16 protein-coding genes and 1 riboswitch are annotated in these 17996 nt (G+C 69.8%); of the genes, 8 read left to right on the top strand and 8 right to left on the bottom strand.

Annotation, left to right across the window (positions count from 1 at the left end; genetic code table 11):
• Positions 1-10 precede the first annotated feature (10 nt).
• Positions 11-1987, top strand: coding sequence for a protein kinase domain-containing protein (locus ACWDTS_RS16755; RefSeq protein ID WP_450118638.1), 1977 nt, complete (start codon positions 11-13; stop codon positions 1985-1987).
• 73 nt (positions 1988-2060) lie between these two features.
• On the opposite strand, the gene hpt is transcribed toward ACWDTS_RS16755, so the two are convergent.
• Genes hpt through dacB form a run of 4 tightly spaced genes read right to left on the bottom strand, consistent with a single transcriptional unit; the run spans position 2061 to position 6123 of the window.
• Positions 2061-2615: a hypoxanthine phosphoribosyltransferase gene (gene hpt, locus ACWDTS_RS16750; RefSeq protein ID WP_197251350.1), complete on the bottom strand. Its 555-nt coding sequence runs from the start codon at positions 2613-2615 to the stop codon at positions 2061-2063.
• A 21-nt stretch (positions 2616-2636) separates the two neighbouring features.
• The gene (gene tilS / locus ACWDTS_RS16745) at positions 2637-3674 is read right to left on the bottom strand and encodes a tRNA lysidine(34) synthetase TilS (RefSeq protein ID WP_248675816.1); all 1038 of its coding nucleotides are present in this window, start codon (positions 3672-3674) and stop codon (positions 2637-2639) included.
• A gap of 5 nt (positions 3675-3679) precedes the next feature.
• A complete protein-coding gene (locus ACWDTS_RS16740) occupies positions 3680-4717 on the bottom strand; it encodes a zinc-dependent metalloprotease (protein ID WP_374068621.1) in 1038 nt (345 codons plus the stop codon).
• The gene (gene dacB, locus ACWDTS_RS16735; protein WP_450118637.1) at positions 4714-6123 is read right to left on the bottom strand and encodes a D-alanyl-D-alanine carboxypeptidase/D-alanyl-D-alanine endopeptidase; all 1410 of its coding nucleotides are present in this window, start codon (positions 6121-6123) and stop codon (positions 4714-4716) included. The genes ACWDTS_RS16740 and dacB overlap by 4 nt, the downstream gene beginning before the upstream one ends.
• A gap of 164 nt (positions 6124-6287) precedes the next feature.
• On the opposite strand from dacB, the gene ACWDTS_RS16730 reads away from it, so the two are divergent.
• Positions 6288-6779, top strand: coding sequence for an inorganic diphosphatase (locus ACWDTS_RS16730; protein ID WP_197251352.1), 492 nt, complete (start codon positions 6288-6290; stop codon positions 6777-6779).
• Positions 6780-6884: 105 nt separating this feature from the next.
• Here ACWDTS_RS16730 and ACWDTS_RS16725 read toward each other — a convergent pair whose 3' ends face one another.
• On the bottom strand, positions 6885-7715 hold the full coding sequence (locus ACWDTS_RS16725; RefSeq protein WP_197251353.1) for a crotonase/enoyl-CoA hydratase family protein: 831 nt from the start codon (positions 7713-7715) through the stop codon (positions 6885-6887).
• 187 nt (positions 7716-7902) lie between these two features.
• Here ACWDTS_RS16725 and ACWDTS_RS16720 point away from each other — a divergent pair, with 187 nt between their 5' ends.
• The 4 genes from ACWDTS_RS16720 to ACWDTS_RS16705 all read left to right on the top strand — a co-directional run bounded on the left by ACWDTS_RS16720 (position 7903) and on the right by ACWDTS_RS16705 (position 10175).
• Entirely contained in the window at positions 7903-8424 is a 522-nt protein-coding gene (locus tag ACWDTS_RS16720) for a 2-oxo-4-hydroxy-4-carboxy-5-ureidoimidazoline decarboxylase (RefSeq protein ID WP_450118636.1), read from the top strand.
• Positions 8425-8464: 40 nt separating this feature from the next.
• Positions 8465-8938 carry a YbaK/EbsC family protein gene (locus ACWDTS_RS16715; protein ID WP_197251355.1) on the top strand — a complete coding sequence of 158 codons (474 nt, stop codon included), beginning with the start codon at positions 8465-8467 and terminating at the stop codon, positions 8936-8938.
• Between the two features lie 194 nt (positions 8939-9132).
• The gene (locus ACWDTS_RS16710; RefSeq protein WP_197251356.1) at positions 9133-9696 is read left to right on the top strand and encodes a flavin reductase family protein; all 564 of its coding nucleotides are present in this window, start codon (positions 9133-9135) and stop codon (positions 9694-9696) included.
• Positions 9693-10175, top strand: a complete 483-nt coding sequence (locus ACWDTS_RS16705; protein ID WP_197251357.1) for a winged helix-turn-helix domain-containing protein — start codon at positions 9693-9695, stop codon at positions 10173-10175. Before ACWDTS_RS16710 ends, ACWDTS_RS16705 begins: the two co-directional genes overlap by 4 nt.
• Positions 10176-10256: 81 nt before the next feature.
• On the opposite strand, the gene ACWDTS_RS16700 is transcribed toward ACWDTS_RS16705, so the two are convergent.
• From ACWDTS_RS16700 to ACWDTS_RS16690, 3 genes are all read right to left on the bottom strand, one after another.
• Positions 10257-10844 (bottom strand): hypothetical protein, encoded by a 588-nt coding sequence (locus tag ACWDTS_RS16700; protein WP_197251358.1) that lies wholly within the window; start codon positions 10842-10844, stop codon positions 10257-10259.
• A gap of 65 nt (positions 10845-10909) precedes the next feature.
• The gene (locus tag ACWDTS_RS16695; protein WP_368862574.1) at positions 10910-11002 is read right to left on the bottom strand and encodes a putative leader peptide; all 93 of its coding nucleotides are present in this window, start codon (positions 11000-11002) and stop codon (positions 10910-10912) included.
• 45 nt (positions 11003-11047) lie between these two features.
• Positions 11048-12361: an aminotransferase class V-fold PLP-dependent enzyme gene (locus tag ACWDTS_RS16690; RefSeq protein ID WP_450118635.1), complete on the bottom strand. Its 1314-nt coding sequence runs from the start codon at positions 12359-12361 to the stop codon at positions 11048-11050.
• 65 nt (positions 12362-12426) lie between these two features.
• Positions 12427-12543, bottom strand: a riboswitch (SAM riboswitch).
• Between the two features lie 193 nt (positions 12544-12736).
• Here ACWDTS_RS16690 and ACWDTS_RS16685 point away from each other — a divergent pair.
• Positions 12737-16645: a Pls/PosA family non-ribosomal peptide synthetase gene (locus ACWDTS_RS16685; RefSeq protein WP_450118634.1), complete on the top strand. Its 3909-nt coding sequence runs from the start codon at positions 12737-12739 to the stop codon at positions 16643-16645.
• A complete protein-coding gene (locus ACWDTS_RS16680) occupies positions 16642-17991 on the top strand; it encodes a M1 family metallopeptidase (protein WP_197251371.1) in 1350 nt (449 codons plus the stop codon). The genes ACWDTS_RS16685 and ACWDTS_RS16680 overlap by 4 nt, the downstream gene beginning before the upstream one ends.
• Positions 17992-17996: the final 5 nt, after the last annotated feature.

Raw genomic sequence — 17996 nt, 5'->3', positions numbered from 1 at the left:
ATCATTTCGCATGGCCGAGCGGGATCCGCACGCCTTGTCCGGTACCGAACCGACTCGGATACCGAGCGCCGAGACCACCGAGGTCGCGGGCGCCGAGACGAGCCGGTTCGATGCCACCCGCACCGCGGAGGTCACCCGGGCCGCCGACGCCGTGACCGATCCGATGACCCCCGGCGTCCCCGTCACCGTCGACGAACTGCGCGCCGGACGGCGGATCGACGACTTCGACCTGCTCACCAGCCTCGGCCGCGGCGCCTTCGGCCGGGTGTTCCTGGCCCGCCAGCTCTCGATGCAGCGACTCGTGGCGGTGAAGATCTCTCCCGACCAGGGCAGCGAAGCGCAGACCCTCGCGCAGCTCGACCACGACTACATCGTCCGCGTGTTCGACCAGCGGATCCTCCCGGATCAGGGTCTGCGGTTGCTGTACATGCAGTACGTCCCGGGCGGGACACTGCTGCACGTGCTGCACCGGGTGCGGCGCACCCCGCCGGACCAGCGCGCCGGCTCGATGCTGCTCGACGTCATCGACGCGACCCTCGCGGAGAAGGGCGAGATCCGGCCGGCGGAATCGACCGTGCGCGGCGAACTCGAATCGCTGACCTGGCCGGAAACCGTGGCGTGGCTGGGACGGCGGCTCGCGGAGTCGCTCGCCTACGCCGACGGTCGCGGTGTGCTGCACCGCGACGTCAAACCCGCGAACGTGCTGCTCACCGCGGAGGGTGTGCCGAAGCTGGCCGATTTCAACATCAGCTACGCCGAGTCCGTCGGGGGCAGCTCCCCCGTCGCCTATCTCGGCGGCTCCCTCGCCTACATGTCGCCGGAACAGCTCGAGGCGTGCCATCCGGGATTGCCGGGATCCGCCGCGGACCTCGACACCCGCAGCGACATCTACGCCCTCGGAGTGATGCTGTGGGAGCTGCTGGCGGGCGTCCGCCCGGGGGATCCGGAGCCGGGCGAGGCACTCGACACGAACACTCTCCCGGCTCTCGAGACGATGGTGCGGCGCCGGCGCGGCGGCCTGACCCCCGAAATGATGGCGAAGCTGCCCGCGGACTGCCCGCAGACGCTGCGGCGGGTACTCGCGAAGTGTCTCGAACCGGATCCGGCGGACCGCTGGTCGTCGGGCACGGAACTGGCCCAGCAACTCGACCTGTGCCTCGACCACCGCGCCCGTGACCTCGTCGATCCCCCACCGGACAGCTGGCGAGCCCGGTTGCGCAGACCCGTCGTGCCGGTCCTCGTCGCCGCGATCGGGATTCCCAACGCCCTCGCAGCGCTCTACAACTACCAGCACAACTCGTCGCTGATCATCGAGAAGCTACCGCCGGACGCGAGGCACAACTTCGAGGTCGTGTCGCTGATCGTGAACGCGACGCTGTTCCCCCTCGGTGCCCTGGTGATCGTGTACCTGGGCCGTCGCCTGATCACCGTGCCGCGCGGATTGCAACACGGACGCACCTACGACGCCGTCACGCTGGCCCGCACCAGACACGACGCGCTGCTGTTCAGCGACAGGGTCGCGGCGGTCGTGATGAGCCTGTGGATCCTGGCCGGCATCATCTTCCCCGTGGCACTGAGCGTGATCACCGGGGAGATCGACACGCGCGCCGCCACGCACTTCGTCAGTTCGATGGCGGTGTGCGGCGCGATCGCCGTGGCCTACCCGTTCTTCTTCGTCGCCTTCTATGTCGTGCGGTCGCTGTATCCGGCGTTCCTGCCGCACGGATCCACCGACGCCACCGACGCCCGGGAACTCGACGGTCTGCACCGCCGCAGCGTCCGCTACCTGGCCCTGGCTGCGGCGGTCCCGCTCGTCGGGGTCGCCGGGGTGACGTTCCTGAACTCCTACGAGATCCCGCAGGTGCTGTTCGCGGTGCGGGTGCTGTCCGTCGGCAGCATCGCCGCGTTCGTGCTGGTGTACTGGCTGTTCCGGCTCATGGAACAGGACCTCGAGGCACTGCGACGCACCGTCGCGCTGCGTCACTGAAACATGCTGCGTCACTGAAACATGCTGCGTCACTGAAACATACCGGGGCACTGAAACGTGCCGGGCGCCGACGTCAGCTCGAGTAGACCTTGGGGTCGAGGGTGCCGATGTACGGAAGGTCGCGATACCGCTCGTCGTAGTCGAGGCCGTAGCCGACGACGAACTCGTCCGGGATGTCGAAGCCGACATCGGCGACGTGCACGTCGATCTTGACGGCTTCGGGCTTGCGTAGCAGCGTCACCACCTCGAGCGACGCGGGATTGCGCGAGGACAGGTTGCGGATCAGCCACGACAGCGTGAGGCCGGAGTCGATGATGTCCTCGACGATGAGCACGTTGCGGCCCGCGATGTCCTTGTCGAGGTCCTTGAGAATGCGCACCACACCCGACGACGACGTCGACGACCCGTACGAGCTGACCGCCATGAACTCCATCTGGGTGGGGATGGGCATGGCACGGGCGAAGTCGGTCATGAAGAAGATCGCACCCTTGAGCACGCCGATGAGCAGAAGGTCGCCCTCGGGCGCACCCACCGGGTAACGCTTGGCAATGGACTCGGCCAGCTCGGCCGTGCGCTCCTTGATCTGCTCTTCGGAGATCAATACCGACGCAATGTCGCTCTCGTACACCGGTTCGTTCCTGCCCTTCCGTCAGTCGTCCGCACACCGCTGCTGGTCGACGAACACCATGACCAGCCTGCCACGCCGACGCGACACGACCAACCTGGTCCCCGGTCGCGGCCCACGCCCGACCGCCACGGGACCCTGCCCGTGCCAGCGGCCGATCAGGTCGTCGACGGCCCGCAACGTCCGGTCCGTGGGCGCCGACGCACCGGCTTCGGCGAGCCAGCGCCGCAGCGCGCGCCGCCGCACCGCGGGGTGCACCGGCTCGAGCGATTCCACGTCGAGTCCGGCGCCGTCTCCACCCGCGGAGACCAGCGCCTCGTCCGCGGCCGCGTCGAGCACTTCCCCGTCCTCGCGTAGTTGCGCCGCCGTCCGGGCCAGCGCCGGCGCGACACCGCCGCCGAGCACCTCTTCGAGCAGCGGCAGCACTTCGGTGCGCAACCGCACGCGGGTGAACCGCGGATCGCTGTTGTGCGCGTCCTCGTAGGGCTCGTACCCGAACTCGCGGCACGCCGCTCGCGTGACCGAGCGCCGCACTCCGAGCAGCGGCCGGCCCCAGGGTTCGTCGAAATCGGCCATGCCGCGGATCGAACGGAGGCCGGAGCCGCGGCCCAGGCCGAGCAGCACGGTTTCGGCCTGGTCGTCGAGGGTGTGCCCGAGCAGCACCGGCAGGTCGGCGCGGTTGTCGTCGAGTGCCCGGTACCGCACGGCCCGAGCCGCAGCCTCGAGCCCACCGGGCCCGGTCACCTCCACCGGGACGACCTGCACCGACGTGCACCCCCGCGCACGGGCGAAATCCGCGGCCCGCGCCGCGACGACATCGGAGCCGGCCTGCAGCCGGTGATCGACGACGACCGCCCGCACCGAATCCGCCTCGGCGACCGCCGCGGCGGTCAGGGCGGCCGAGTCCGCGCCGCCGGAAAGACCCACCGCCACCGCCCGCACCTCGTGGCGGCCGAGCCATGCCCGCACGGCCAGCCGGACCTCGTGGATCGCCGGGGTCTCGGGCAGCAACGGACGGCTCCCGACAGCCGTGTCCCGGTCCACGGTCGTGTCCTGTTCCACGCCGCTCAGCCCAGGACCCGGGCGATCCAGGCGTCCGGGTCGTCGATCTCGGCGAGCGTGGGCATCGCGTCCGGGCCGGACCACACGGCGTTGAACTCCGCCATCCCGACGCGGGCGACGACGGCGTCGACGAACTTCTTGCCGTGCACGTACTGCGCCATCTTCGCGTCCACGCCCAGCAGCGCGCGGATCACCCGATGAACGGGGTTCGAGCTGCGGCGCCGCCGGTTGTCGAACGCCCGGCGGATGCGGCCGACCGCGGGAACCACCCCGGGGCCGACGGCATCCATGACGTGGTCGGCGTGGCCTTCGAGGAGGGTGCCGAGCGCGAGCATGCGGTCGAGGGCGAGTTGCTGGGATTCCGACTGGGTGGCCCGCAGCAGACCGAGGACACCGCGCTCGGACATCTGCTTCTCGTCGTTGCTGCGGCGGTCGCGGACGACGGCGACGACCCGGCCCACCAGCTCGGAGACGGGCTCGTCGGCGGCGGCCCCGAGTTCGGCGGTGGCGGTGCGCATCAGCTCGACCATCCACGGCGCCTCGGCGAACTGCACCCGATGGGTGACCTCGTGCAGGCACACCCACAAGCGGAAGTCCGCGGTCGGGACCTTCAACGCGCGTTCGACCGCGACGACGTTCGGTGCGACGAGGAGCAGGGTCCGCGAGAACGGGTCGTACTGGCCGAGTACCGCCGACGACAGGTACGCGAGCATCGCGCCGGCCTGCATGCCGGCGGGCTTGCCCATCCAGGACGTGCCGTTCTGTCCGCCGCCGGTGAGGTCGGCCATCGACCCCGCCGCGGCCTGCACCCAGCCGCTGCGGTCCACGACCCGGGCGGGCGCCGGAGCGTCGTGGCCGTCACCGAGACCGGTGAGTTCCCGCACCGGCTGCTCGGCCCGGTCGGCGGCGTCGGCGAGTTCGGCCACGACGGCATCGGCGGTGTACCGGGACATCGCCGGACCCGGCCGGGCCAGTCGCGCACCCACCCCGGCCGCGAACGACCAGTCGATCGCGTCGCCGATGGTGTGGTCGCGGCCGGTCATCGGCATCCGCACCCCCGGAGAGTCGCAGCGACCGCGTCGAGTGCAGACCGGCTCTCGCCGGGCGGTCGGCCGTTGGCGATCAGTGCGAACGACAGGACCCGCCCGTCGACGTCGACGACGGTTCCGACCAGCCCGCTCGCCTCCGAGAGGGTGCCGGTCTTCGCGCGCACCCAGCCGGCGCCGTCGCGGTTGGCGGATGCGTAGCGGGCGCTGAGGGTTCCGGTGGCCCCCGCGACCGGCAGGTAGTCGAGCATCGGGCGCAGCGCGTCCTGGTCGGTGCCGGCGGCGGATGCCATCACCGCGTCGAGCAGCCGCGTGGGAATGCGATTGTCCACGGACAGGCCGCTCACGTCGTGCATGGTGACGCCGCCGACGTCGAATCCGGCGGCCGTGAGGGTGCGGAGCACGGAGTCCACGGCCCCGGAGAACGACGCCGGCGAGCCCGACGCGATCGCGATCTCGCGGCCGATCGTCTCGGCGAGGACGTTGTCGGAGTGGTCCATCATCTGGCGGAGCCGGTCGCGCAGAGGTGCCGACTGCACCGACGCCAGGGGCGCGGCCCCCGGGGATGCGGTCCCGACCGCGACGGTCGCGGGGTCGGCGCCGAGCGCCGCGGCGAGGGCGCGGCCGGCGTCGAGCGCGGGCGTCGGGCTGCGCGGAGATTCGTCCGCGTTCGGAATCGACCGGCCGCCGTCGAGCATCACCGGTTCGATCGGTGCGATGTAGCCGCCCCCGACGTCCGACGGCATCCACCCCGTGGCCATCGGATCGCCCATGTAGCTGCCGACGTCGACGAGCACCGTGTCGACGACGGCACCCGAACGCTGGATCTGCTGAACGAGATCCGCGACGCGCGGCGCGCCCGGGTAGAAGCCGTCCTGCCCGACCGGAAGAGCGGTGAGCGTGGGATCGCCGCCGGCGACGAGCACGATCTCGCCGGGACGGCTGCCCTCGACGACCCGCGTGGACACCCGGTGGTCGGGTGGCAGCGACAGCAGCGCCGCCGCGGCGGTGAGGACCTTCGTGGTCGACGCCGGAATCATCGGGCGGTCGGGATCCTGCGCCCACAGGACCGTGCCGGTGGCGGTGTCGGTGACGGACCCGGTGAGGGTGCCGAGCGCGGGATCGGCCACGGTGGGCGCCAGAATCGCGCCGAGCGCGGCGGCGACGGGCGCCGGAGCGTCGGCGGGCACGGGAGCGACCTGAGGGGTCGCGGTGACCGGGCCGGGCGCCGGAGCGATCGCGGCCTCGGCGTCGCTGCCCACGATCTCGGACAGCGCGAATGTGCCGCCGACGACGAGCGCGAGGAATCCGGTGCCCCAGATGCCGATCAGGATGCGGAGGCTTCGTCGGCGGCGCGCTTCGAGCCCGCCGAGCTTCTTGTTCTTATCCTGACCCGCCAACACGCCTCCGCTGCGTTCGAGACTCCCGCGCCCTGGTGGCCGCCCGGGTGGGTCCGGCACCTGCGTCCACCAGGGTAGCCCCGCTCCCGTTATCCTCTCTGCGGACCATCGCCGCGATCGCGGCAGTTGGAGCGACAGCCAATCACCGACGAAGTGAGGACACCGGCGTGGAGTTCGACGTCACCATCGAGATCCCCAAGGGACAGCGCAACAAGTACGAGGTCGATCACGAGACCGGCCGCGTGAAGCTGGATCGCTACCTCTACACGTCGTTCGGTTACCCGGCCGACTACGGCTACATCGAGAACACCCTCGGCGAGGACGGCGACCCGCTGGACTGCATGGTGCTGCTCCCCGAGTCGGTCTTCCCGGGTGTCATCGTCGAGGCCCGCCCCGTCGGCATGTTCAAGATGGTCGACGAGGCCGGTGGCGACGACAAGATCCTGGCCGTGCCGGCCGGCGATCCGCGCTGGGATCACATCCAGGACATCTCCGACGTCGCGCAGTTCGAGCTCGATGCGATCAAGCACTTCTTCGTGCACTACAAGGATCTCGAACCGGGCAAGCACGTCGAGGCCGCCGACTGGGTCGGTCGCGCCGAGGCCGAGGCCGAGGTCGAGGCGTCGATCGCGCGGCTGAAGGAGAACGGCGGCCACTGAGCCGAGCCGGTCTCTTTCGACCCCCTCTTTTTCCGAGCGAACGGTACATTCAGTCGATCTGACCGACTGATGTACCGTTCGCTCGTTTCGGGTGGAGCCCGAAGATCAGGCTCCCCGGAAGTTCGGGGGGCGCTTCTCGAAGATGGCGGAGATGGCCTCGGTCAGGTCCTCGGAGGGCAGGAACGCCGCGTTCCACGCCGCGACGTAGCGGAGGCTGTCGTCGACCTGCGGGGAGCGGCTGTGATCGAGGACATCCTTGATGCCGTGGACCACGAGCGGCGGGTTGGCGGCGATCTCCGCGGCGGTCGCGTGGGCGGCGGCGAGGGTGGCCTCGGCGTCGTCGAACACGTCGTTGACGAGACCGATCTTCTCGGCGCGGGCGGCGTCGATGTCCTTGCCGGTGAGGGCGAGTTCGCGGGTGTGGCCGTCGCCGACGATGAGCGGGAGGCGGGCGAGGGTCCCGACGTCGGCGACCATACCGACCTTCACCTCACGGACGCTGAACTTGGCGTCCGCCGAGGCGTAGCGGATGTCCGCCGCGGTGATCAGGTCGACGCCGCCACCGATGCACCAGCCCTGCACGGCGGCGACGACGGGCTTGCGGCAATCGGCGACGGCGGTGATCGCCGCCTGCATGCGCTTGATCATCGCGTGGAAGTCGGTGCGCGGCTTGGCCAGCGCCTTGTCGGCGAGAACCTTGCCGAGGTCGCCGCTCATCGCGGGCAGGTCCAGCCCGAACGAGAAGTGCTTGCCGGAGCCGGCGAGGACGACGGCGCGCACCTCGTCGTCGGCGTCGAGTGCGGCGAACACCTCGGGCAGCTCGGACCAGAACTCGGGTCCCATGGCGTTGCCCTTGCCGGGTCCGACGAGGGTCACGCGTGCGACGTGCGCCTCGACCTCGACGGTGAATGCTTTCCAGCTGGAATGATCGGTCATTACTCGAGAGTAATATCTTTGCCGGTCGTTCACACCGAGCTCCCCGTCACGTTCACCCCGAGCGGTGTTAAAGACTCGAAAACTCCCGGTCACAGCTCTGGAGACACGCCCGCACACGAGGGAAGCTGGATCCGACCGCAGCGCCGGGGTTTCCCGGGGCGGTCCGTCTCGGAGAGGAGCGCAGGCCATGCTTCTGCATCAGGGAATCGGTCTCGGTGCGTTCAACGCCCTCAGCCGCCGCGGCACCGTTCACGCCTTGTACGAATGCTGCGCGACGCTCGCCTGGGCGAACCCGGTGGCCGCCGGACGCCCGTACGCGAGCTACACCGAACTGTTCGCCCGCGCCGACGCAGTGCTCGTCACGTTGGACGAGTCGAGCATCGCCGAGGCCCTGGAGTGCCACCCGATCGTCGGTGTCCGGCCGCGCAGCACCCATTCGCGCGCCGAGCAGTGTTCGGTGTGGACCGACGATCCGCTCATGATGGCGGAGATCGCCCACTCGGCGCAGGTGTACGAGGAGACGTTCGGCTTCCGCTATCTGTGGTGTGCGGCAGACCGCGGGCCCGACGAGCTGCTCGTCGACCTCGTGCACCGCCTCGACAACGAGATCGACGCCGAGCGGAAGATCCGCACCGACGAACTCGCGAAGATCACGCGCACCCGCCTCGAACGCATGCTGGGACCGGAGGACGGCTTTCCGCTCTACTGATCCCCGCGCGACAGTTGCGGTCCGCTCCTACATTGGAACCATGTCCGCGACACTGCATCCGAACGCCGTTCACGTGGCCGACACGCTCATCTCCCGCGGCCATCCCGGCCTGATCCTCACCCAGCCGGAGTCGGTGCACACCGCCGAGCAGGCGGCCGCGGCGCTGGGCGTCGACGTCGGTGCGATCGTGAAATCGCTCGTGTTCGAACTCGACGGCGAACCGGTTCTCTTGTTGGTCTCCGGAGCCCATCGGGTCGATGTCCGGCGCTGCGGCGAGCGCCTCGGCGGCACACTGGTGCCGGCGTCGCCGGAGCTTGTCACGGAGGTCACCGCGCAACCGGTCGGCGGTGTCGCGCCGCTCGGCCACCCCACCAATCTGCCGACCTATGTGGATCGCGCGCTCGAGGCGCATCCGCTGTTGTGGGCCGCGGGCGGATACCCGAACACGGTGTTCCGCACGACCTATCGGGAACTTCTGCGCATCACCGCGGGCATGGACGTGGACATGGACTGACCGGCCCGCGGTATCGGAACCGGAACCGCTGCACTATAGTGTCACCGTGACTATCCGAGCGTGGAGCCGCAGGCACGTCGACCTGTGCCGTACCCGCTCGTGCCTGTGTGCGGCCTGACGCCCACACCGATTCCATCTCATCACTCGCCTTGTCCCCCAGTTTCTTCCGGGGACGAGCCTTTCCAGGGACGGCCATGCCCACATCACATTCCCCTGTCGCCGATCGCGCCGACGCCACCGCACCCGAGTTCGCCCTGGGCGTCGGCAACGAGGAGTACCGCTCCGCGCTGCGCCGCCACCCGGCAGGCGTCACCGTCGTCACGCTCGACGCCGGAAACGGCCCGGTCGGCTTCACCGCGACGTCGTTCTCCTCGCTGTCGCTGAACCCACCGCTGGTGTCGTTCAACATCACTCGGACCTCGTCGAGCATCGACGCCGTGCACGCGGCGGACTCGCTCGTGGTGCACCTCCTGGGCGAGGACCAGCAGCATCTGGCACAGCGTTTCGCACGCAGCGCCGAGGAACGCTTCGCCGACCGTTCCCTGTGGGACCGCCTCGACACCGGCGAACCGGTACTCCACGACACTCCCGTGCGCCTGCGTCTGCTTGTGCACCAATTGATTCCGGCCGGAGACAGCACGCTGGTCGTCGGCCTCGTCACCCACACGCACGTCTCCGACACCGAGTCGACGGCGGCGCCGTTGCTCTACCACGACGGCGTCTACCACCGGCCCACACCATTGGACACCACACCATGACCACAACACCCGAACTCGTACTGGTCGTTCAGCTTTCGAACACCGGCGTGCGCTCGTCGGCGGATCTCGCCGCGCTCGCCGACGCGTTGCGCGAAACCGCTCGGGACCTCGTGCCGGGAGCGAGCACACACACGCTGCTCAGCTCCACACCGGTGCCGCTGGTGATCGATCTTCCGGCCCGCGACGTGATCCTCGACAACGCCCGGGTTCCACTCAGCCACACCGAATTCGAAATCCTGTCCCGCCTGGTCCGGCGACCTCGCGTGGTCGTGTCCCGATCGGTACTGCGCGAACTCGATCCCGCCGCGGCGAGCGTCGACCACGGACGCGGTCGCAGCGTCGACGTCCACGTGTCCCGAATCCGCACGAAGCTGGGAAGATTCGGATCCATCATCACGACGGTGCGGGGAACCGGCTACCGTTTCGACCCCGATCCCGGCGTGCACGTCGTCGAACCCCTGACCCGGCGTTCGGCCTGAAGACACAGCGAGTGGGGCGAGAGAATCCGTTCTCTCGCCCCACTCGGCTTTTCGAATCGTGACCGGCTCGCGCCGGGATACTCAGGAGGCGCGGACGAGGCCCCGGCCACCGGTTCCGAAGCGGCGCAACACTTCCACGACGGACGGCGCGGTCGCCGCGAGGCCGCGGGCCTCGAGCCACGGCAGCGTTCCGTCGATGATGTGTTCCACGGTGAACGGCGCCGCCAGCGGAACGAGGGTGACACCGTCCGCGACGTGCGTGGAGTGGATGTCGGCGATGAGGCCGGCGAGCCCCTGCGGGGTACCGACGTACGACAGGGTGTCCGACGCGCGCGGAACATCCAACTGCGCGTACTGCTTCCGCGCGCTGCGGGCCTCGGATGCGACGACCACCTCGAGATCGACCAGGACGGTGACGCTGCCGGGGTCCCGACCCTCGGCGACGAGCCCGGCACGGACGCGATCGGTGGCCTTGCGGGTCTCGCGCAGATCGGTGGCGCGGATCCGCACGACATTCGGCTGCGGCGCACTGAGATCGAGCGACTCCTCGCCGGGCCGGCCGGCGGTGAGATCGGCCCAGTAGTGCGGGCCGGACGGACCGGAGAGCTCGACGGCGACACGCAGCGGGCGCGCGGACGACACGGTGTGAACGATGTTGTTGTACGACATGTGGGGTTCCTTCGAACTGCCGCAGGCGATCCCGCGGCGATGAGCTGTGGAGACTGGGGTGTCGTTCAGCTCGTACACATGCCGGAAGCGGTACGGCACAGATCGACATGACGACGGCACCACTGTGCGACGACGTTCGATGCGGTCTGCGATGCCATGGGCAATACCCTACCGATCTTGTGGGAAATTGTCGATCGGGGTGATCAGACGCACTCCGACGCGCCCGCGCCCTCCGCCGCGAGACCCGGGCGGGTCTCCGGGGACGGGCCCCACAGGCCGTCGGTCTTCGCGTAGGTCCAGGACGGGCCGTGCTCGACGAGGCGACGCACGGCACCGACCAGACGCTCCACATCGGCGGACGAGCTGCCCAGGCCGAGGGAGGCACGCACCGCACCTCCGGCGCGGCCGACGCGGGCGAGCAGCGGATGCGCGCAGAAACGACCGTCGCGGACGCCGATGCCGTGCTCCGCTGACAGGTACGCCGCGACCTCGGCGGGTTCGTAGCCCGCGACCGTGAAGGTCACGATGCCGACGGACTCGCTCGAGTCCTCCCAGAGGCGCAGCAGTTCGACGCCATCGATTTCGCGCAGACCCTCGACCAGCAGACGGCTCAGTTCCTCTTCGTGGCGGGCGACGGCGTCGGCGTCGAAACCGGCGAGCGCTTCGCAGGCCGCCGCGATCGCGGCCGCGCCGAGCACGTTCGGCGAACCGGCCTCGTGGCGCGCCGGGGCGCAGGCCCAGTCGGTGTGGTCCAGGCGCACCTCGCGCACCGCGCCGCCACCGGCGAGGTAGGGCTCGGCGACATCGAGCCAGTCGCGGCGGCCGACCAGGACGCCGGCACCGAACGGCGCGTACGTCTTGTGACCGGAGAACGCGAGGTAGTCGACGCCGGTCGCGGCGAGGTCGATGCGGCGGTGCGGGACCAGCTGTGCGCCGTCGACGAGGATGCGGGCACCGCACTCGTGCGCGAGGTTCGCGAGTTCCTCGATGGGCAGCAGCTCACCGGTGACGTTCGAGGCTCCGGTGATCGCGAGCAGCGCGGCCGGCGCGCGGCGCAGTTCCGCGGCGAGTCGCTCGACCGTCCCGGCGACCGTGTCGGCGGCCTCGACGATGCGGGAGTTCTTCCACGGCAACAGGTTCGCGTGGTGCTCGATGTCGAGGAGCACGACGTCACCGGGCACGGCGGTCGCGAGCAGGTTCAGGGAATCGGTGGTGTTGCGGGTGAACACGACGACCTGGTCGTCGGCGGCGCCGACGAATCCGGAGACCACGGTCCGGCACTTCTCGTAGGCGTCCGTGGTCACACGCGAGGCATAGCCGGCGCCGCGGTGAACGCTGGCGTAGAAGGGCAGCAGTTCGGCGATGCGGTCGGTGACGGCGGCCAGGGCCGGAGCGCTCGCGGCGTAGTCGAAGTTGGCGTAGGTGCAGGTACCGCCCTGGACGAGCGGAACCTGCAGGTCACAGCCGGAAACGCGAGCGATGGGGGCGATGCAGGTGGCGGTCGTTGCAGCAGTCATCAGTAATCCCTTGTCTGTCCAGGGACCCGTCGGTGATCGCCACGACGATGATGGATCGCCGGCGGAGTCCGCGCTTGCTGCGTCCGGTGTTGGAACCACAGCCTGGTCGTCACCCGGAGCACCCCACCGCGGAGGAGGGTTGCCGACCAGCGAGCCGGGGCTTGATGCTGGTACTCGTGACCTGCCGAAGAGGATGACAGCACGCCGCCGCTGTTGTCAAACCGAAACATTTCGCGTGCGGTCGACAGGCGAGAAGTCGATGGTCCGGAGCACAATCGGTCGAAGCGACCGCCCCGCCGGCAGGGAGTTCACCTGCCGTCCACCCGGTCGTGAGACAACCGGCCACACGCATCGACACCTAGAGAAGGACGCAGATTGTCTGTCCAGCCCAAGACGGATCCGGGTCGGCCGGCTCGAATACCGGACGAGTACCTGCGCTCCTCGTTCGCGCCTCCCGCGCGGACCCTCGTCGACATCCTGCGCAGCACCGCCGACGCCCATCCCGACGCCCCCGCGATCGACGACGGCAAGGTCATGCTCAGCTACGCGGAGCTGGCGGAGGAGATCGTCGCCGGCGCCTACCGGCTGACCGACGCGGGCGTCGGCGCCGGCGACCGGGTCGGGGTGCGCATGCCGTCGGGCACGAAGGACCTGTACGTCACGATCCTGTCGGTGCTGGCCGCGGGCGCGGCGTACGTTCCGGTCGACGCGGACGATCCCGACGAACGAGCCGAGCTGGTGTTCGGGGAGGCGGGGGTCACCGCGATCGTCACCGAGAACGGGATCGGCCCCGGCACCGCACCTGCGGCCGCGAATCCGCAGATCCGCGGACCGCGGCTCGACGACGACGCCTGGATCATCTTCACCTCAGGGTCGACCGGCACCCCGAAGGGCGTCGCGGTCACGCACCGCAACGCCGCCGCCTTCGTCGATGCCGAAGCGCGAATGTTCGTGCAGGACAACCCGATCGGACCAGGCGACCGGGTACTCGCCGGCCTGTCGGTGGCATTCGACGCGTCGTGCGAGGAGATGTGGCTGGCGTGGCGGCACGGCGCGTGCCTGGTCCCCGCACCCCGATCGCTCGTGCGCTCCGGCATGGATCTGGGTCCGTGGCTGGTCTCCCGCGATGTCACCGTCGTGTCCACCGTGCCCACGCTCGCGGCGATGTGGCCCGCCGAAGCGCTCGAAGCAGTGCGACTCCTCATCTTCGGCGGGGAGGCCTGTCCCCCGGACCTCGCCGCCCGGCTCGCCGTCCCCGGCCGGGAGGTATGGAACACCTACGGGCCGACGGAAGCGACCGTGGTCGCGTGTGCCGCCCGGATGGACGGCACCGGCCCCATCCGCATCGGCCTGCCGCTCGACGGCTGGGACCTCGCCGTCGTCGACGCCGACGGTGTGCCCGTCGAGGAGGGCGCCACCGGCGAACTCGTCATCGGCGGAGTCGGCCTGGCCCGCTACCTCGACCCCGCCAAGGACGCCGAGAAATACGCGCCGATGCCGACCCTGGGCTGGGAACGCGCCTACCGCAGCGGCGATCTGGTGACCCTCGACCGTCGCGGCCTGCTCTTCCAGGGTCGCGCGGACGACCAGGTCAAGATCGGCGGCAGACGCATCGAACTCGGCGAGATCGACAACGCCCTGCAGAACCTGCCGGGCGTCGCGGGTGGCGCCTGCGCCGTGCGCAAGACCGCGGCCGGGCACGCGATGCTCGTCGGCTACATCGCCAGCACCGACCCGGACTTCGATGTCGCCTCGGCGCGCGACCTGCTCACCGAGCAACTTCCCGCCGCGATGGTCCCGCGACTCGCGCTCGTCGACGAACTACCCACCCGCACGTCCGGCAAGGTCGACCGGAACGCGCTGCCGTGGCCGCTGCCCGGCGCCGACGCCGAGTCCGCCGAGTCACTCGGACTGGACCCCACCGCGGAATGGGTCGCCAGCCTGTGGATGTCGCTGCTCGGCGCCCGCGTGGAGGGCCTCGACGACGACTTCTTCGAACTCGGCGGCGGCTCGTTGTCGGCGGCACAGCTGGTGACGGCCCTGCGCGAACGCTATCCGGAGATGACCGTCGCGGAACTGTACGACCATCCGCGGCTCGGTTCGCTCGCCCTGTACCTCGACGAGCTCGCCCCGACCGAAACCGTCGCTCCCCGGAGCGTCGAACCGACACCGCGGTCCGCGCAGCTGGCGCAGATCGCCGCGACCGTCCCGCTGACCACGCTGACCGGCATGCAGTGGGTGACGTGGCTGGCCGTGCTGAACAACGTGCTCGCGACCGTCGTCTCGGTGCCGTGGACCGTCACCCTGTCGTGGTGGTGGGTCGCGCTCGGTGTGCTGCTGTTCATCACCCCGCTCGGCCGCATGACGATCGCGGTCGCGGGCGCGCGAATCCTGCTGCGCGGCGTGAAGCCCGGCACGTATCGGCGCGGCGGCTCGGTGCATCTGCGCCTGTGGTCGTCTCTGCGGCTGGTCGAGGCGAGCGGGGCCGCGAACCTGTCCGGTGCCCCGTGGATGCTGTACTACGCCCGCGCGCTCGGTGCGAAGGTCGGCCGCGGCGTCGATCTGCACAGCCTGCCGCCGGTGACCGGGATGCTCGAACTCGGTGACGGCTGCTCGATCGAACCCGAGGTGGACCTGTCCGGTCATTGGGTGGACGGCGACGTGGTGCACATCGGCACGATCCGGATCGGGGCAGGCGCGTCGATCGGTGCCCGGTCCACCCTCAATCCCGGGTGCAAGATCGGCAAGAACGCCGTCGTCGAGGCCGGATCCGCGGTGTTCGGGCGCGTCAAGTCCGGACAGCAGTGGGCCGGCTCCCCCGCCGTGAAGGTCGGAAAGGCCTCGCATCCGTGGCCGGCCGAAGCACCCCGCCGCGCGCCGGCGTGGGTGCCGGTGTTCGGTGCGAGTTCGGTGCTGATCGCCGGGTTGCCGCTCGTCGCGATCGGCGCCGGCGTGGCGTTGATCGGCTGGTGGGTGAGCGACACCGCGACGCTGCCCGAGGCCGTCGCCCGGTCCCTCGTGATGCTGCCCGCGGCCGGGCTGCTCACCATGTTCGTGTTCGCACTGCTCACCGTCGCAGCGGTGCGACTGCTGTCGCTCGGCATGACCGAGGGCTGGCACCCGGTGCGCAGCCGCGTCGGCTGGCAGGTGTGGGCCACCGAACGGCTCATGGACTCCTCACGCACGTTCCTGTTCCCGCTGTACGCCTCGATGCTCACCCCGATCTGGCTGCGTCTGCTCGGCGCCGACATCGGCAAGGACGTCGAGGCGTCGACCGTGCTGATGGTCCCCAAGTTCACGAAGGTCGCCGACGGGGCGTTCCTCGCCGACGACACCATGGTCGCGTCCTACGAACTCGGTGGCGGCTGGCTGTTCATCTCCCACGCGAAGGTCGGCAAGCGCGCGTTCCTCGGCAACTCGGGCATGGCCGCGCCGGGACGCCGGGTACCGAAGCACGGTCTCGTCGCGGTGCTGTCCGCAGCGCCGACGAAAGCCAAGTCCGGGTCGTCGTGGCTGGGCAGTCCCCCGGTCCGACTGCGCCGTTCCGCGGGCGACTCCGATGCGACCCGCACGTTCGCTCCCCCACTGAAACTGAAGGTCGCGCGGGGATGCGTCGAAACGTTCCGGCTCGTCCCGATGATGGTGACGTTCGGGATCGGGCTCGGTGTGCTGTATGCACTGAACGCGCTCGCGGCCGTCGGTGGATATCCTCTCGCCCTGCTGCTCGGCGGTCTCGTCCTCATGATCGCCGGTGCGGTCGCGTGCGGAATCTCGGTGGCGGCGAAATGGTTGGTGGTCGGGCGGATCGGCCGGGTGGAACATCCGCTTTGGAGTTCGTTCGTGTGGCGGAACGAGGTGTCCGACACGTTCGTCGAGATGGTCGCCGCGCCCTGGTTCGCCCGCCCGGCGACCGGAACCGTCGTGATGAATCTGTGGCTACGGGCGCTCGGCGCGCACATCGGCCGCGGCGTGTGGTGTGAAAGCTACTGGCTGCCGGAGGCGGATCTGGTGACGCTCGAGGACGGAGCGACCGTGGAACGGGGGTGCGTGGTGCAGACGCATCTGTTCCATGATCGGATCATGTCCATGGACACCGTGACCCTCGAGAACGGAGCCACGCTCGGCCCGCAGTGCGTCGCGCTGCCGGCGTCGGGCATCGGCGCCGGAGCCACCGTGGGCCCGGCCTCGCTCGTGATGCGCGGCGATGTCGTCCCCGCGTCGACCCGCTGGCAGGGCAATCCCATCGCCCCGTGGACGACGCCCGCGGATTGGTCGCCCCGATGAAGTCCGGCAAGGCGGCCAAGCCGGTTGCTCCCGTGGGTCCGGACCGTCCGCTCGACCCCTATCTGCCGACGAGCGGCAACCGCGGGTATCGCGTGTCCCGTTACGAACTGGAGTTGACGTACAAGGTCGCGTCGAACCGGCTCTCCGGCCGCGCGACGATCATCGCCACCACGACCGATGTGCGCGGCAAGTACGCGCTCGATCTCGTCGACACGATGCGGGTGTCGAAGGTGTCGGTCAACGGTGCGCGACCGGCGAAGTACACCCACCGCGACGGCAAGCTCACCGTGGCCCCGGCGCAGAAGATCCCGGCCGGGGCGGTTCTGACCGTCACCGTGAACTATTCGGGGACGCCGACGCCGCGCCACTCGATGTGGGGGGAGGTCGGCTGGGAGGAACTCGAGGAAGGTTCGCTCGTGGCGAGCCAGCCGAACGGTGCCCCGTCGTGGTTTCCGTGCGACGACCACCCGGGGTCGAAGGCGACCTACCGGATCACCCTCACCACGGATTCGCCGTTCCACGCCGTCGCGAACGGCACGCTGCTGCGCAAGACCACGAAGGCCAGCCGGACGACGTGGGTGTACGAGCAGCCCGAACCGATGTCGACGTATCTGGCGACCGTGCAGATCGGGCACTACGAGTCCCGGAAGGTGTGCTCGTCCCCGGTTCCGATCGTCGCGGTGCATCCCCCGCGACTGCGGGAGGAATTCGACGTCGACTTCGGCCGTCAGCCGCAGATGATGGAGGTCTTCCGGCGCCTGTTCGGGCCGTATCCGTTCGCGCACTACACCGTCGTGGTGACCGACGACGACCTCGAGATCCCGATCGAGGCGCAGGGCCTGTCGATCTTCGGCGCCAACCACTGCGACGGCCGCCGCCGCGAAGAACGGCTTGTCGCACACGAATTGGCGCACCAGTGGTTCGGCAACAGCCTGACCCTCACGCGCTGGCGCGACATCTGGCTGCACGAGGGTTTCGCGTGCTACGCCGAATGGCTGTGGGCGGAGAATTCGACCGGCCCGTCCGCGCATACCCTTGCGGCGGAAGCACATCGCGGGTTGGCGCGCAAACCCCAGGACATCCTGCTCGGCGATCCCGGCCCGAAGGACATGTTCGACGACCGGATCTACAAGCGCGGCGCCCTCACCCTGCACGCGCTGCGCCGGCAGCTGGGCGACGACCGCTTCTTCTCCCTGCTGCGCACCTGGACCGCGGAGCATCGGCACTCGAACGTGACCACCGAGCAGTTCGTCGGTCTTGCAGCGCATTTCACCGACGAACCGCTACGGCCGCTGTGGGATTCCTGGCTCCACGAGCGGGCGCTTCCTCCGTTTCCCGACGCCTGAACGTC

Source organism: Rhodococcus sp. NPDC003383 (assembly GCF_053589115.1).
This window is presented reverse-complemented; position numbering and strand designations above follow the sequence as displayed.

Coding starts and splice junctions, on each gene's coding strand:
- ACWDTS_RS16705 (WP_197251357.1), top strand. CDS start 9,693: ATGACCACAACACCCGAACTCGTACTGGTCGTTCAGCTTTCGAACACC.
- ACWDTS_RS16715 (WP_197251355.1), top strand. CDS start 8,465: ATGTCCGCGACACTGCATCCGAACGCCGTTCACGTGGCCGACACGCTC.
- ACWDTS_RS16690 (WP_450118635.1), bottom strand. CDS start 12,361: ATGACTGCTGCAACGACCGCCACCTGCATCGCCCCCATCGCTCGCGTT.
- ACWDTS_RS16680 (WP_197251371.1), top strand. CDS start 16,642: ATGAAGTCCGGCAAGGCGGCCAAGCCGGTTGCTCCCGTGGGTCCGGAC.
- ACWDTS_RS16710 (WP_197251356.1), top strand. CDS start 9,133: ATGCCCACATCACATTCCCCTGTCGCCGATCGCGCCGACGCCACCGCA.
- ACWDTS_RS16700 (WP_197251358.1), bottom strand. CDS start 10,844: ATGTCGTACAACAACATCGTTCACACCGTGTCGTCCGCGCGCCCGCTG.
- ACWDTS_RS16720 (WP_450118636.1), top strand. CDS start 7,903: ATGCTTCTGCATCAGGGAATCGGTCTCGGTGCGTTCAACGCCCTCAGC.
- ACWDTS_RS16755 (WP_450118638.1), top strand. CDS start 11: ATGGCCGAGCGGGATCCGCACGCCTTGTCCGGTACCGAACCGACTCGG.
- ACWDTS_RS16740 (WP_374068621.1), bottom strand. CDS start 4,717: ATGACCGGCCGCGACCACACCATCGGCGACGCGATCGACTGGTCGTTC.
- ACWDTS_RS16725 (WP_197251353.1), bottom strand. CDS start 7,715: ATGACCGATCATTCCAGCTGGAAAGCATTCACCGTCGAGGTCGAGGCG.
- ACWDTS_RS16695 (WP_368862574.1), bottom strand. CDS start 11,002: ATGGCATCGCAGACCGCATCGAACGTCGTCGCACAGTGGTGCCGTCGT.